The 14,168-nt window shown below is 65.3% G+C and carries 13 protein-coding genes; 9 read left to right on the forward strand and 4 right to left on the reverse strand.

The window, feature by feature from the left end; all coding sequences use genetic code 11:
* Positions 1-114: 114 nt before the first annotated feature.
* Positions 115-240, reverse strand: a complete 126-nt coding sequence (locus ABH922_RS07730) for a hypothetical protein (protein ID WP_424806356.1) — start codon at positions 238-240, stop codon at positions 115-117.
* A gap of 621 nt (positions 241-861) precedes the next feature.
* Here ABH922_RS07730 and ABH922_RS07735 point away from each other — a divergent pair.
* A complete protein-coding gene (locus ABH922_RS07735) occupies positions 862-1,407 on the forward strand; it encodes an alpha/beta fold hydrolase (RefSeq protein WP_424806357.1) in 546 nt (181 codons plus the stop codon).
* A gap of 56 nt (positions 1,408-1,463) precedes the next feature.
* Here ABH922_RS07735 and mtr read toward each other — a convergent pair whose 3' ends face one another.
* Both mtr and ABH922_RS07745 read right to left on the reverse strand, forming a co-directional pair.
* Entirely contained in the window at positions 1,464-2,840 is a 1,377-nt protein-coding gene (gene mtr / locus ABH922_RS07740; RefSeq protein WP_424806358.1) for a mycothione reductase, read from the reverse strand.
* A 2-nt stretch (positions 2,841-2,842) separates the two neighbouring features.
* Positions 2,843-3,886, reverse strand: coding sequence for an alpha/beta hydrolase (locus ABH922_RS07745; protein ID WP_424806359.1), 1,044 nt, complete (start codon positions 3,884-3,886; stop codon positions 2,843-2,845).
* Positions 3,887-4,033: 147 nt separating this feature from the next.
* On the opposite strand from ABH922_RS07745, the gene mqo reads away from it, so the two are divergent.
* From mqo to ABH922_RS07785, 8 genes are all read left to right on the forward strand, one after another.
* Entirely contained in the window at positions 4,034-5,572 is a 1,539-nt protein-coding gene (gene mqo / locus ABH922_RS07750; RefSeq protein ID WP_424806360.1) for a malate dehydrogenase (quinone), read from the forward strand.
* A gap of 11 nt (positions 5,573-5,583) precedes the next feature.
* Complete coding sequence (locus tag ABH922_RS07755; RefSeq protein WP_424806361.1) at positions 5,584-6,063, forward strand: GNAT family N-acetyltransferase; 480 nt, start codon at positions 5,584-5,586, stop codon at positions 6,061-6,063.
* A gap of 253 nt (positions 6,064-6,316) precedes the next feature.
* Positions 6,317-8,263: a magnesium chelatase subunit D family protein gene (locus ABH922_RS07760; RefSeq protein WP_424806362.1), complete on the forward strand. Its 1,947-nt coding sequence runs from the start codon at positions 6,317-6,319 to the stop codon at positions 8,261-8,263.
* Between the two features lie 22 nt (positions 8,264-8,285).
* Positions 8,286-8,900 carry a cob(I)yrinic acid a,c-diamide adenosyltransferase gene (cobO, locus tag ABH922_RS07765; RefSeq protein ID WP_424806363.1) on the forward strand — a complete coding sequence of 205 codons (615 nt, stop codon included), beginning with the start codon at positions 8,286-8,288 and terminating at the stop codon, positions 8,898-8,900.
* The gene (locus ABH922_RS07770; protein ID WP_424806364.1) at positions 8,894-10,270 is read left to right on the forward strand and encodes a cobyrinate a,c-diamide synthase; all 1,377 of its coding nucleotides are present in this window, start codon (positions 8,894-8,896) and stop codon (positions 10,268-10,270) included. Before cobO ends, ABH922_RS07770 begins: the two co-directional genes overlap by 7 nt.
* Positions 10,254-10,682: a cobalamin biosynthesis protein gene (locus tag ABH922_RS07775; protein WP_424806365.1), complete on the forward strand. Its 429-nt coding sequence runs from the start codon at positions 10,254-10,256 to the stop codon at positions 10,680-10,682. The genes ABH922_RS07770 and ABH922_RS07775 overlap by 17 nt, the downstream gene beginning before the upstream one ends.
* Positions 10,679-11,905, forward strand: coding sequence for a uroporphyrinogen-III C-methyltransferase (gene cobA, locus ABH922_RS07780; protein ID WP_424806366.1), 1,227 nt, complete (start codon positions 10,679-10,681; stop codon positions 11,903-11,905). The genes ABH922_RS07775 and cobA overlap by 4 nt, the downstream gene beginning before the upstream one ends.
* A gap of 11 nt (positions 11,906-11,916) precedes the next feature.
* On the forward strand, positions 11,917-13,413 hold the full coding sequence (locus ABH922_RS07785) for an MFS transporter (protein ID WP_424806367.1): 1,497 nt from the start codon (positions 11,917-11,919) through the stop codon (positions 13,411-13,413).
* Between the two features lie 3 nt (positions 13,414-13,416).
* Here the strand turns inward: ABH922_RS07785 and yaaA are convergent, their stop codons facing one another.
* Positions 13,417-14,157: a peroxide stress protein YaaA gene (gene yaaA / locus ABH922_RS07790; protein ID WP_424806368.1), complete on the reverse strand. Its 741-nt coding sequence runs from the start codon at positions 14,155-14,157 to the stop codon at positions 13,417-13,419.
* Positions 14,158-14,168: the final 11 nt, after the last annotated feature.

Consider the following 14,168-nt stretch of genomic DNA (forward strand, 5'->3'; position numbering starts at 1 on the left):
GTGAGTTCGGCAGGGACAGTGACCTGAACTGCATGGTGACCTGCTGATACGACACCGCAGGTGGTCGGCATACGTGAATGCCGACCACCTGCGGTGTTTCCGAATGGAATCGGATCAGCTTGCGGAGGTGAACGCGAGCACCAAGCTGTTGACGGTGTTGGTGACCGAGTCGATCAGGCCGGAGAGGATGATGTCGACGCTACCGAAGGGGAGCAGAACGAGGGGGGTGATGGAACCCATTGAAGCCTCCAAGAGGTGAAACGGCCACAGCAGCGACCTACGAGATGGTCACTCCCGAAGGAGTGCGGAAAGTGTGACTGAGTAAAACGCCGGGACATCGGTCCCCGGTGATTCTCAGCTGCGGAAGATGCTTCCGGCGGTGTCGAAGAGGACGCCGAGGAGGTGCTTCAGTGAGGAAAGTGCCTGGCTCTGGGTGAGAAGATCCGCGATCGATCCCATGTGCTTCTCCTTACGAAGGTGATTGCCGCGCTTCGATTTTCGAGCGGCAATTGTTGACAGGCCGCAGATGTCGACCTACGACCGGGGGCAACATTAACATCTGATTACCGTCTGTGGGGGCGCCACGTTTGCTCGCCCGCGGTTCTGCGCCCGACAGCAGGTACACGCGGGCCGCCAAAGACGCTGCGCCGGCGGGTTGTCAGTGGCGAGCGGGCTGGAAGTCGCAGTCGAGAAAGAGGATTGGCCTGTCAGGACTCGTTAGACGACGACAATCTCGAGTGGGTCCGCCCCGACGAGGCGTGCGCGTACGGCGCGCCAGGCGGTGAATGTGACGGCCGGTATCGGGTGGTTCGGGAATGCTCGTCGGAAAGTCTGCCGACGCATCGCGTACGGTTTCTTCCCATGGAACTGACGCGAGTGGCGGTGGGCAGTGGGTCGTGCACCGTTCGTATCGACGGGCCGGTGAGCAAGCATGCGGTACTACTGCTTCCAGGCGACAACGATCCGGTCGACCTGTACGACGACGTATGTGAGCGGTTGCACAATTCGGATTTGCGCACCGTTGCGGTGGAGTCGATCGAAAATCTCGACGAGAGGACCGCCGTGGTCCTGCTGAACGAGTTGAACATCGCCTGGGTGAATCTGGTCGGTCGCGGCGCAGGTGCCGACCTGGCGTGGTTGCTCGCCGCTCGCCAATTCGGGCGTTTCGCGAGTCTGATCTCCGTCGACCGTGGACACCCGTCCGTCGACGGAGTGGACGGGGTGCCCGCCGTCGAAGTTCCGACGACGATCGTGGTCGGCAGTGCCGGACGGGCTCTCGCCGATGCGAGCGGTCGGTTCGTGTACTCCGATTTCCGCGTCACGGAAATACCGGGTGCGAACGACGTCGTCGTGGACGCCCCGGCCGAACTCGCCACTGAAATCGTCCTGCGCACCAGCCCCTGGTGACACCGGAGTCGAACGACGCACGCGGTGAACTCGTCGCCCGCGTGCGTCGCCGCGACTCAGATGTCGAGACCGAGTAGCGCGTTTTCGACCACCTCGGCGAGTGCGGGGTGGATCCAGTACTGCCCACGGGCCATGTCCTGGGCGGACAGTCCGAAGCTCATCGCCTGGATCAGCGGCTGGATGACCGTCGATGCCTGCGCGCCCATCACATGCGCACCGAGGATGCGTCCGGTGCCGCGTTCGGCGATCACCTTGCACAGCCCTTCACTGTCCTCCATCGCCCATCCGTATGCGACGTCGCCGTATGCCTGGACCTTGACCGTCACGTCCAGGCCGCTCTCGCGCGCCTGCTTCTCGGTCAGTCCGACTTCGGCGATCTGCGGCTCGGTGAACACCGCGGCCGGTACGAACCGGTGATCGGTCGCACGGAGGCCGGCTTCGTCCCTCCAGGCGTCCTGGAGCAGGTTGTGTTGCACCACTCGCGCTTCGTGATTGGCGACGTGTTTGAGCTGATACGGCGACGAGACGTCGCCGAGTGCGTACACGCCTTCTGCGGTGGTGCGCTGGAACTCGTCGACGACGATCGAACCGTTCGCGTCGAGCTCGATGCCTGCCTTCTCGAGATCGAGAAGATCGCCGTTGGGTCGGCGACCAGCTGCCACCAGCAGCACGTCACCGGAAACGACTGTGCCGTTTGCCAGTTCGACTGCGATGTCGTCGCCGTCCTGGCGCACAGATTTCAGCGGTGAGCCGAGATGGACGTCCCACTTCTGCGCGGCGAGTTCGGTGAATCGGCTCGAGATCTCGTCGTCGAGGTGACGCAGGAGCGTGTCACTGCGTCCGATGACAGAGACGGTGGTGCCCAGTGCGGAGAACACGTGCGCGAACTCGGTGGCGATGAAACCGGAACCGACGATCACCAGATGCCGGGGGAGATCGGGCAGGCGCATGACGTCCTGATTGGTGTAGAACTTCACACCGCTCGCCGTGACCTCCTCGGGGATGATCGGCCGTGAACCAGCCGCGATCACCACCTGATCCGCCGTGATCGTCTCACCGGTACCGGTGTCGATGGTCTTCGGTGCTGTGAACGTCGCATGACCTCGGTAGACGGTGGTGTTCGGGCTGCCCTCGCTGCGGTACTTCTCGCCGCCCGCCGAGATGGGATCGATGCGCCCGAAGACTCGGTCGACGACGTCCGACCAGCGCACGCCGTCGAGAGTGGCGTCGATGCCATACTTCTTCGCGGTGGTCACCGAGCGTGCGACCTCGGCCGCGTAGACGAACATCTTGGTGGGAATGCATCCCACGTTCAGGCATGTCCCGCCGAACGTCCCCTCTTCGAGGATCGCGATCTTCTTGCCGTCGAAGCGCTCGTCCGGCAGCGAGTTTCCGGAACCGGAACCGATGATCGCGAGATCGAAATGTGTCACTTTCACTTCTCCTGAGGTGTTTGTGCGGTGGTGGCGCCTCGCGTATGACCGCGACGACTGCCGTCGAGCCAGTCGAGCCAGGCGTCGAGTTCGGAAAATGCTTCGGCCAGTGGTGATTCCGTGGACAAGAAGACGTCGTGCCTGGCGCCCTCGATGGGGACGATGGTGGTGCGGTCGCCGAGGCAGCCGGCCCAGCGCGCAATCTGTCGCACGTCGAGCACTGCGTCGGCCACATCGACCCGCGGTACATATGATTTCGCGGTCGTCGACCGAGCCGATCGCAGAATCAGTGCGGGCACACCGATGTTCAGCCCTCGGTGAAGCCGAGCGTGGCCGGTGCGAACAGCGCGCATCCAGCCGAACGTGATGGGGCAGCCTCGCAATGGCTTCCATTCCAGGTTGTACGTCCACGATCCGTGCTGCGACTCGTGGAGACTGTCACCGTAGGTGGACAGGCCGGTGCCCGGAATGATCGTCTTGGGGGCTACTCGGCCGAGTGTGTCGATCGCCGTCGTGCCCACGTTGCGAATGACCGACGGGCCCTGCAGATCGAACCACGGACTGTTGAGGACGACACCGCACACGCCCAGTGAGGAGATCCCGCCCGGTCGGCGGTGCAGCCGATCGAGCCACAACGGCACCACCAGTCCACCGGTGGAGTGCGCGTTGAGCAGGACCTCGCCCCCGCCGATGTCGTCGCGGACGAGACGAAGGGCCTCGTTGAGTTCGGCGTCGTAGAGCGCCAGGTCGGAGACGTAGTGCGCGGTCTGGCCCGGAGTCAGGGACCGCCCGCACTTGCGCAGATCGAGCGCGTAGAACGCGTAGCCCCGCTCCGTGAAATGCTCGGCCAGGTGCGTCTGGAAGAAGTAGTCCGTGAATCCGTGGACGTAGAGCACCGCGCGAGTGGGCGTTGCCGATTCGGCGGACCCGGGTCGGTGTCTGACCAGGGTGGCACGCACCTCGCCTTCGCCGTCCGGATCCGTCCCGAGTGGAATCGTCAGTTGCTGGTATCCGTCACCGAGGACGTCTGGAACCCAAGTAGTCACAGATCACAATCTAATCGCCGCTTCGGGTGCGGGGTTGTGGAGCACAATTGGGGGTGGTGAACGCGGTATGTACACACGGGTAATCTGTTCGGCGTAACACAGCAGGCGGATGCGCGCACGGCTAATGACAAGGAAGTCGATTCTCCAGTGTCGAATCAGAACGCGGTAGAGACGAAGACGGATGTAGTGCTCGTGGGCGCAGGCATCATGAGTGCCACGCTGGGCGCATTGCTGCGCCAGTTGCAGCCCGATTGGTCGATCTCGACCTTCGAGCGCCTCGATGCGGTTGCGGCCGAGAGCAGCGATCCGTGGAACAACGCAGGCACGGGACACTCGGCGCTGTGCGAGTTGAACTACACGCCCGAGAACGCGGACGGCACGGTCGACGTCAAGAAGGCCGTCAACGTCAACGAGCAATTCCAGGTATCTCGCCAGTTCTGGGCACATGCGGTCGAGCAGGGGATCTTGACCACGCCCAAGGAGTTCATCAATCCCGTCGCGCACGTGAGCTTCGTGCACGGCGAAGCCAACGCGAAGTACCTGCGTGCTCGATACGACGCTCTCGCCAAGCATCCGCTCTTCCGCGGCATGGAGTACATCGACGATCCGGACGAATTCTCCAAGCGCCTGCCGCTCATGGCCAAGGGCCGGGACTTCTCCGATCCCATCGCCTTGAACTGGACCCAGGACGGCACCGACGTCGATTTCGGAGCGCTGACCAAGCAGCTCGTCGGCTATGTCGGAAAGACCGGGGGCAAGGCCTACTTCGGTCACGAGGTCACCAACCTCACTCAGAATTCGGACAAGTCGTGGACCGTCAAGGTCACCAATCGTCGCACCGGCGAGAAGCGCACCGTGCGATCGCGGTTCGTGTTCGTCGGTGCCGGTGGTGGCGCGCTGCACCTGCTGCAGAAGTCGGGCATCAAGGAAGCCAAGGGCTTCGGCGGATTCCCGGTCAGCGGCGCGTTCCTGCGTTGCACCAATCCGGACCTCATCGCCCAGCACAGCGCGAAGGTCTACGGCAAGGCCGCGGTCGGTGCGCCGCCCATGTCGGTTCCGCACCTCGACACGCGCGTCATCGGTAACAAGCCCGGCCTGCTGTTCGGGCCGTACGCGGGGTGGTCCCCCAAGTTCCTCAAGGAAGGTCGGGTCACCGATCTGCCCGGCTCGGTCAAACCGAACAACATCCTGTCCATGCTCGGTGTCGGCGTCAGCGAGTTGGGTCTGGTCAAGTACCTGGTCAGCGAACTCGCCAAGAACGAGGCAGGCCGCATCGTGGATCTGCGTGAATTCGCGCCCAAGGCACAAGCCAAGGACTGGGAGCTCATCACGGCCGGTCAGCGGGTTCAGGTGATCCGCCGGGCCAAGGGCAAAGGTGGTGTTCTCGAATTCGGGACCGCGGTGGTAGCCGCCGAGGACGGAACCATCGCCGGTCTGCTCGGTGCTTCGCCCGGTGCCTCCACCGCCGTGCCTGCGATGCTCGACGTTCTCGAGCGCTGCTTCCCGACGCAATTCCAAGGCTGGAAGGGCAAGCTTCGCGAAATGGTTCCGTCCATCGGCGTGAAACTCACCGACAACGAGGGCCTGTTCAACCAGGTGTGGGACTGGTCCTCGAAGGTACTCGAGCTCGATTCGGTCGGAGCGTCGCACTCTGCTCCGGTCGCGGACACCGCCGTGACTGTGTGATAGTCCACTCCATGACGGCAACAGCGGCACTCAAGCGTTCCTGGGCACTCGACCTCGACAACAAGACGTTGTACGAACTGCTGAAGCTTCGGGTCGAGGTGTTCGTCGTCGAGCAGGCCTGCCCGTATCCGGAGTTGGACGGGCGGGATCTGCTGGCGGAAACTCGGCATCTGTGGCTCGAACAGGACGGTCAGGTGGTGTGCACCCTGCGTCTGCTCGAGGAACACGACAATGGGACGAAGAGCTTCCGAATCGGTCGGTTGTGCACCTCGCGTCCCGCTCGTGGACTGGGCCACACCACCCGGTTGTTGCAGGCAGCGCTCGCGGAAGTGGGGGAAGCCCCCTGCCGGATCAACGCCCAGACGTACCTGGTGGAGATGTACGCCAAGCACGGCTTCAAGGCCGACGGCGAGGAGTTCGTCGAGGACGGCATTCCCCACACGCCGATGCGTCGAGGCGGCGGTGAGCCGTTCGTGTCCGCGGCCTCCTGAACCGATCGCCGGACGGCACTGATTTCAATACCCTGGTCGGCTCGCGGAAGTCCGAGCCGACTAGGGTTTTTCCATACCGAATGTTCGCGGGGAAGTCCTGTTCGAAGCAGGCGCGGTCCCGCCACTGTGAAAGATGTCTCATCTGCCCAGTGCCCCGGCGCTGTGACGGCACGACATCTCAGCCAGATTGCCGCGACATTCTCACTGCAGCCAACGTCTCGGCGAGGAAACCGAGAGGTGGAGGGATATCGACGTGCGAGTTGAAGACGACCGAAGTCAGGTGGCGGGATTCCCGTTCAGCGCAGTGGTCGGTCAGGATCAGCTCAGGCTGGCTTTGATCTTGTGTGCGGTGCACCCCGGAATCGGTGGTGTGCTCGTGCGAGGGGAGAAGGGAACCGCGAAGTCGACGGTGGTTCGGGCGTTGACGGCACTCCTGCCTGCCGTCGACGACGACGGGGTGGCCCGTCCGGCTCGCTTGGTCGAACTGCCCGTCGGCGCCACCGAGGACCGCGTGATCGGCTCCATCGACCTCGAGAAAGTCCTTCGTGACGGCGAACGCGCGTTCCAGCCCGGACTGCTGGCCGCTGCCCATCAGGGCGTGCTGTATGTCGACGAAGTGAATCTCCTGCACGATCACCTGGTCGACGTACTTCTCGACGCTGCGGCAATGGGCCGCGTGCACGTCGAGCGCGACGGCATCTCCCATTCGCACCCCGCCAAGTTCGTGTTGGTGGGCACGATGAACCCGGAAGAGGGAGAACTGCGCCCGCAGCTGCTCGACCGCTTCGGGCTGGCCGTCGATGTCGCGGCATCGCGCGAGGTGGACGTGCGTATGGAAGTGGTGCGACGCCGGCTCGACTACGAACGTGATCCGCAGGCATTCGCCGCTCGCTACCAACCGGCAGATCAAGAGCTGGCAGCCGAAATCCTTTCCGCTCGTCGGAAATTGGCTTCGGTCGAGCTCAGTAACCGCGAGCTGCGCCGGATCGCCTCGCTCTGTGCGTCGTTCGACGTCGACGGGATGCGTGCCGACCTCGTGTTGGCCCGTACCGCCACTGCCCACGCGGCGTGGCGGGGCGATACCGAAGTCACCGAGGAAGACGTTCGCGTTGCCGCCGAATTGACTCTGCCGCACCGCCGCCGCCGTGACCCGTTCGACGAGCCCGGCCTGGATCAGGACCAGCTCGACGAAGCGATGTCGAAAGCGGACGAGGACGCGAAGGCTGGAGAGCCCGAACCACAGGAGAGCCCCGAGCAGAACGGCTCCGACGACCGTGGCCCGGACAGCGACGGCCCTGAAAACGGCCCGGACGACGGACCCGGAAATGGCCCGGACGACGACGGCCCTGAAGACCCCGACGGACCAGGTGGGGGAGTGCGCGCCACTGATCGACCCTCGGCACCGCCCGCCGGCGAGTTCAAGGCCAAGCTACTCGAGGTTCCCGGCGTCGGTGAAGGTGCACCAGGTCGTCGCTCGCGCTCGATGTCCACTCGGGGCCGGGTCGTGCGCTCCACTCGCGAGCGCGGTCACGGCCTGCACCTGACGAGTACGGTGTTCGCCGCCGCCGAATCCCAGATCTCTCGTGGCCGAATCGGTGGCAGGCTGCAGCTGGCGCCGGCGGATCTTCGCGGCGCGATTCGCGAAGGGCGCGAAGGGAATCTGATCGTCTTCGTCGTCGACGCCTCGGGTTCGATGGCGGCCCGTGATCGACTCTCGGCCGTCACCGGTGCGGTGGTGTCCCTGCTGCGCGACGCCTACCAGCGTCGCGACAAAGTTGCCGTCATCACCGTGCGTGGCCGCGATGCAGAGCTGGTGCTGCCCCCGACGTCGTCGGTGGACATCGCCGTGCGCCGCCTGCAGTCCATGCGGACCGGCGGCAAATCGCCACTGGCCGAAGGATTCCTGCGTGCCCGCGAAGTAGTCCTGCGGGAGCGCCTTCGTGATCCGCAACGCCGCGCTCTCGTCGTCGCGCTCACCGACGGTCGGGCCACCGGCGGCAAGGACGCTCTGCATCGCGCCCGCGTCGCCGCGCATCTGCTGGCCGACGCCCGCGTCGCATCCATCGTGGTGGACTGCGAAACCGGCCTGGTTCGGCTGGGGTTGGCCGCCGAACTTGCCCGCGAACTCTCGGGCGGATACGTCCGTCTCGCCGAACTGTCAGCGCAGCAGGTCGCGGGTGTCGTCCGCGCCGCTGCTTGACCATCAGCTTCAGGAGATTTCCATGCCCAAGGGTATTCCCGCCACAGTTCCCGACGACGGGCTGACCACGCGTCAGCGTCGTAACGCACCGGTACTCGCCGTCCATACCGGCCCCGGAAAAGGTAAGTCCACCGCCGCATTCGGCATGGCATTGCGAGCCTGGAATCAGGGCTTCGACATCGGTGTCTTCCAGTTCGTCAAGAGCGCGAAGTGGAAGGTAGGTGAAGAGGCCGCATTCCGCACTCTCGGACAACTGCACGACGAGACCGGCGCCGGCGGACCGGTGCAGTGGCACAAGATGGGTGAGGGGTGGTCCTGGACCCGTAAGGCCGGTAGCGAAGAAGACCACGCTGCCGCCGCGGCGGAGGGGTGGAAGGAGATCGCCCGACGTCTGGCCGACGAGGAACACCGCTTCTACGTCCTCGACGAGTTCACCTACCCCCTCAAATGGGGGTGGGTGGACGTCGACGAGGTGGTGCAGACCCTGCGTGATCGACCGGGCAATCAGCACGTCGTCATCACCGGGCGGGACGCCCCGCAGGCGCTGATCGACGCCGCCGACCTGGTCACCGAGATGACGAAGGTCAAGCACCCCATGGATGCCGGCCGGAAGGGTCAACGGGGCATCGAATGGTGAGCTCGTCCGTCCCAGCCGTCGTGATCGCCGCGCCCGCATCCGGCAGCGGAAAAACCACGGTGGCAACGGGGTTGATCGGTGCTTTGCGGCAGACCGGCAGTACCGTCGCACCGTTCAAAGTGGGGCCGGATTACATCGACCCCGGCTATCACGGGCTGGCGGCAGGTAGGCCAGGACGCAACCTCGACACGATTCTGGTGGGGCCGGAGCGTATCGCGCCGCTGTACGGGCACGGCACGATCGGTTGTGACATCGCCGTCGTGGAGGGCGTCATGGGGCTCTTCGACGGCAAGATCGACGAAGCCAACTCGCAACCCTCGGCGGAAGGCTCGACCGCGCAGGTCGCGTCGATGTTGGGGGCGCCGGTGGTGCTGGTGATCGACGCCCGCGGTCACAGTCAGAGCCTGGCCGCCGTGCTGCACGGTTTTTCCACCTACGACAGCGGAGTCCGGATCGGCGGTGTCATCCTCAACCGGGTCGGCAGTGCCCGGCACGAGCAGGTGCTGCGGCATGCGTGCGACAAGGTCGGTGTCCCGGTCCTCGGGGTCGTGCCGCGACTGGCGGAACTGGAGGTGCCGTCGCGCCACCTCGGATTGATTCCGGCCGCCGAGCACGGGAGGGCAGCAGTGGCGGCGGTGGATGCGATGTCCGAGCTGATTGCCACGCACGTCGATCTGGGAGCTGTTCGGTCACTGGCGGCGGTACACGTCACCGACGGGGCCTGGAATCCGGCTGCCGAGGTGGGCGCGCATGCCGAGTCGCGGCCGGTGATCGCGATGGCAGGCGGACCGGCCTTCACCTTCGGGTACGCCGAACACCGAGAACTGCTCGAAGCGGCGGGCGGAGATGTGCGGGTGTTCGACCCACTACGCGACGAACTTCCCACCGGCACTGCGGCACTGGTGCTGCCCGGCGGATTTCCGGAAGAACACGCAGTCGATCTGGCCGCCAATACTGTTCTGCTGCAGCAGGTTCGTGACCTGGCCGACGGCGGCGCCCCGATTCACGCCGAATGCGCCGGCCTCCTCTACCTCGCCCGCAGTCTCGACGGACACGCCATGGCCGGTGTGATCGACGTCGACGCCGTCTTCGGAAAGCGGCTCACGCTCGGTTACCGCACCGCCGTTGCTCTCGGTGAATCCAGCCTCTTCGACGCCGGCGCCCGCGTCACCGGACACGAATTCCACCGCACGTCCCTGCTCTCGTCCGAGGCCGACGGCGCCACCACCGCATGGGGCTGGCGACCGTGGGACGGCGGTAGTGTCCGCGAGGGGTTCGTGCGCGGCGGTGTTCACGCGTCGTATCTGCATACGCATCCGGTCGGACAACCCGCCTCGATCGTCAAGTTCGTCGATGCCGCGCGCGGCTGAGCTCTGCGTCGGCATCGGGTTCAGCTCCGGAGCGCGCGCACCTGACATCGTCGACGCGGTACGAGCAGCCACCGTTCGGCTGGGAAGGGTTCTCACCTTGGCTACCGTCTCGGTGAAAGCCGATTCTCCGATGCTGCGGGCGGCGGCACTGGCCTTGGATGCCCCGGTAGTGTCTTTCTCTCCGGATGTTCTTGCCGCAGTGCAGGTTCCGTCGCCCTCGGCTCGTGTAGCAGGCGAGGTCGGTACCGCCAGCGTCGCCGAGGCGGCCGCGATACTGGCTTCCGGTGGGGGAGCGCTGCTCGTCGGCAAGACATCACGGAACTCGGTGACCGTGGCAGTGGCCCGAAAAGCCGAGACCCGTAAAGTTTCACCAGCGCTAGAAATCTTTGACGACGAAACGGAGTGCGAGTGAGCGAGTCCACCGCAGACGAAACCAACTACCTGGTCGGACTGAACCTGACCGATCGGCGCGTCGTCGTCTTCGGCGGTGGGACGGTTGCTCAACGCCGACTCGGATTGCTGGTCGCCTCCGGTGCCCGCGTACACGTGATCAGTCGAGCATTCACCCCGGCCGTCGAGGGCATGGCCACCGCCGGTCAGATCACCGTGGAAGAACGCCCCTACGCTGCCGGTGACCTCGACGGTGCCTGGTACGCCATCGCGTCGACGGACGAGCCGGAGACGAACGCGGCGATCGTCGCCGAGGCCGAGAGCCGTCACATCTTCTGTGTGCGCGCCGACAACGCCAAGCGCGGCACCGCAGTCACCCCGGCCAGCGCCGAATACGACGGCATGAGTATCGGAGTGTTGGCAGGTGGGGATCACCGCCGATCAGCCGCCGTGCGTACCGCCGTCGTCGAAGGCCTCCAGTCCGGAGTGCTCGCGGACACGGCCGAGCCCGCCGCACCCGGTGTCGCCCTGGTCGGCGGCGGACCGGGAGACCCCGATCTGATCACCGTGCGCGGACGACGGTTGCTCGCCCGCGCCGACGTCGTCGTCGCCGACCGCCTGGCCCCGCCCGAACTGCTCGCCGAACTCGGACCCGACGTCGAGGTGATCGACGCCGCGAAGATCCCGTACGGCCGCGCCATGGCGCAGGAGGCCATCAACGCCGCACTCGTCGACAACGCGAAGGCAGGCAAGTTCGTCGTCCGACTCAAGGGCGGTGACCCGTACGTGTTCGGGCGCGGCTACGAGGAACTCGAGGCCTGCGCGGCGGCCGGCGTTCCGGTGACCGTCGTACCCGGAATCACGAGCGCGATCTCGGTCCCGTCCGCAGCCGGCATTCCGGTGACCCATCGCGGGGTGACACACGAATTCGTCGTCGTCAGCGGTCACCTCGCGCCCGACCATCCGGACTCGTTGGTCGACTGGTCGGCACTGGCCAAACTTCGGGGCACCATCGTGCTGCTGATGGCCGTCGAACGCATCGACAAGTTCGCCGCAGCTCTCGTCGAGGGCGGCCGGCCGTCGAGCACACCGGTCACCGTGATCCAGGAGGGAACGCTACGGACGCAACGCGAAGTGCGTGCCGATCTGGGGACCGTCGCCGTGCGGGTGAAAGAAGAGCAGGTCAAGCCGCCGGCCATCATCGTGATCGGTGCGGTCGCGGGCTTTTCCGTGGACGCTGGGTAACGTGAACTCCTGTGTCTGATTCCTCGAGCGCCGAAGCCGCTGCCGTCCGATATCCAGTGACTACTCGGGCCTTCGGCCTGGCCATCGTCGTCCTCAGCGGCATGCAACTGATGATGGTGCTCGACGGCACCGTCGCCTCGCTGGCCCTGGCGCGAATCCAGGAGGACCTCGAGCTCGGTGATTCGGGCCGCAACTGGGTGATCACCTCGTACGCGCTCACCTTCGGTGGCCTGATGCTGCTCGGCGGCCGACTGGGAGATACCTTCGGTCGGAAGAAGATGTTCCTCGGCGGCGTCGTCCTGTTCACCTTCGCGTCGTTGGCGTGCGGTCTCGCAACCAACGAGGCGATGTTGATCGCAGCGCGATCGGTACAGGGAATCGGGGCCGCCGTCGCCTCGCCGACCGCTCTGGCGTTGGTGGCGACGACGTTCGCACCCGGCCCGGTCCGGAACCAGGCGATCGCGATCTTCGCGGCCATGACCGGCATCGGATCGGTAGCCGGACTGATCATCGGCGGCGCACTGACCCAGGTCTCGTGGCGCTGGATCTTCCTCATCAACGTACCCATCGGTCTGCTGATCATCGCGCTCGCGATCTTCGCGCTCCGAGAAACCGGTAGCGAGCGACTCGCCCTGGACGTACCGGGCGCGATACTGGCGACACTCGGCTGCACGGGAATCGTCTTCGGTTTCACCGAAGGACCCGAGATGGGCTGGACCAGCCCGGCAGTGCTCGGCGCCCTGATCGGCGGCGTCGCACTCTTCCTCCTGTTCCTCTCGGTCGAACGACGGGCCGAGAATCCGCTTCTCCCGTTCGGTCTGTTCACGAACTCGAACCGCGTGTTCACGTTCATCTCGCTCGCGTTGATCGGGGCGGTGATGTTCTCGCTGGCACCGTACGTGGCGCTGTTCGTTCAGGACATCCTCGGCTACAGCCCGCTGCATGCAGGCCTTGCCTTCGTGCCGTTTGCCTTCGGACTCGGGGCGGCTGCGTTCGTGGCGTCCAAACTTGCCGTCCGTATCCAAGCCAGATGGCTGGTGATCGTCGGGTCACTGTTGACGTTCGCCGGTCTGCTCTACGCCTCCACACTCGGAGTGGACGCGACCTACTTCGGGAATCTGTTCGTCCTGGTGATCGGTGTCGGATTCGGTGTCGGACTGGCCGTCGTACCGCTGCCGCTGTGCGCGATCGCCGGCGTCGGACCCAAGGACATCGGTCCGCTGACCGCCATCGCACAGGTTGCACAGGTGCTCTTCGGGCCCGTCGGTCTGGCCGTGGTGGGGGCCATGGCCGCGTCGCGAACGCTCTCCCTCGGCGGGGTGAGCGGTGCGGCCGCCAACATGTCGCCGGAGCAATTGCACGCCCTCAGCGAGGGATACGTCTTTGCGCTGTTCGGGTGTGCGATTCTCGCGCTGTTGGCCGCGTTCTCGGCGTTCTTCGTCAAGTTCACCCCGGCTCAGGTGGCCCAGGCGCAAGTTGCGGAGAAGGTGGCGCAGGGCATCTCGTAGGGGTCAGGTGAGGATGATCAGTTCCCTCGGTGAGGCGATCTCCACCCGAAGTCCGGCCTTCGATGCCACACGCGCGACCCCCGTGATGTCGGTGGGTTCGGCCCGCGAGATCACCAGAGCTCGCGCGAGCAACCCCTTGTGATGCTTGTTGAAGTGACTGACCACCGTGCGGCTGCCGTCCGGCTTCTCGGTGAGCACCGTGGCGATCAGAGCATCCGGAATCGGTCCCAGATCTTGGTAGGTGCCCGATCTCAGATCGACGATCAGACCGTCGGCCTCGGCGACCAACGCCTTCGACAACTCCGGCTTCCACAGCGATCGCAGCGTCCCCATTCCCGGCAGTTTCGATCCACCCGAGAGCCGGTACGCGGGAATCAGGTCCCCGGCCCGGACCGCACCGAACAGAGCTGATCCGACCGCGAGACGCTGCAGTGCCTTCGCCTTCTGCACCTTTGTGAACGACTTCGTCTCCAGTGCGTCGAACAGCACGCCGGTATACCGCTCGATCGCCGGCCGAGTGGCCGAGACCCACAGCTTCGCGTTGCGCTCGACCTCGCTCGCCTGCGTCGGACCCAGACCGAGAGCGGTACACGAGGCGTCGACGTCGGACGCCAGATCGACCAACGCCTGAACCAGGATCTCGCGGGTCGGCGCCAACTGGGGCATCGACAACTCGGCCAAATCCAGAGCGGCGTCCTTGCCGCCGTCGGACTTGGTTTCGGAGGGAGGCAGCAATACAAGCACCCCGATACCGT

The organism is Rhodococcus sp. 27YEA15 (assembly GCF_049739425.1).
Lineage (GTDB): Bacteria > Actinomycetota > Actinomycetes > Mycobacteriales > Mycobacteriaceae > Rhodococcus_F.

Excerpts from the sequence above, each read along its gene's own strand:
- ABH922_RS07735 (WP_424806357.1), top strand. The coding sequence starts at position 862 with ATGGAACTGACGCGAGTGGCGGTGGGCAGTGGGTCGTGCACCGTTCGT.
- cobO (WP_424806363.1), top strand. The coding sequence starts at position 8,286 with ATGCCCAAGGGTATTCCCGCCACAGTTCCCGACGACGGGCTGACCACG.
- ABH922_RS07730 (WP_424806356.1), bottom strand. The coding sequence starts at position 240 with ATGGGTTCCATCACCCCCCTCGTTCTGCTCCCCTTCGGTAGCGTCGAC.
- ABH922_RS07770 (WP_424806364.1), top strand. The coding sequence starts at position 8,894 with ATGGTGAGCTCGTCCGTCCCAGCCGTCGTGATCGCCGCGCCCGCATCC.
- ABH922_RS07755 (WP_424806361.1), top strand. The coding sequence starts at position 5,584 with ATGACGGCAACAGCGGCACTCAAGCGTTCCTGGGCACTCGACCTCGAC.
- ABH922_RS07775 (WP_424806365.1), top strand. The coding sequence starts at position 10,254 with ATGCCGCGCGCGGCTGAGCTCTGCGTCGGCATCGGGTTCAGCTCCGGA.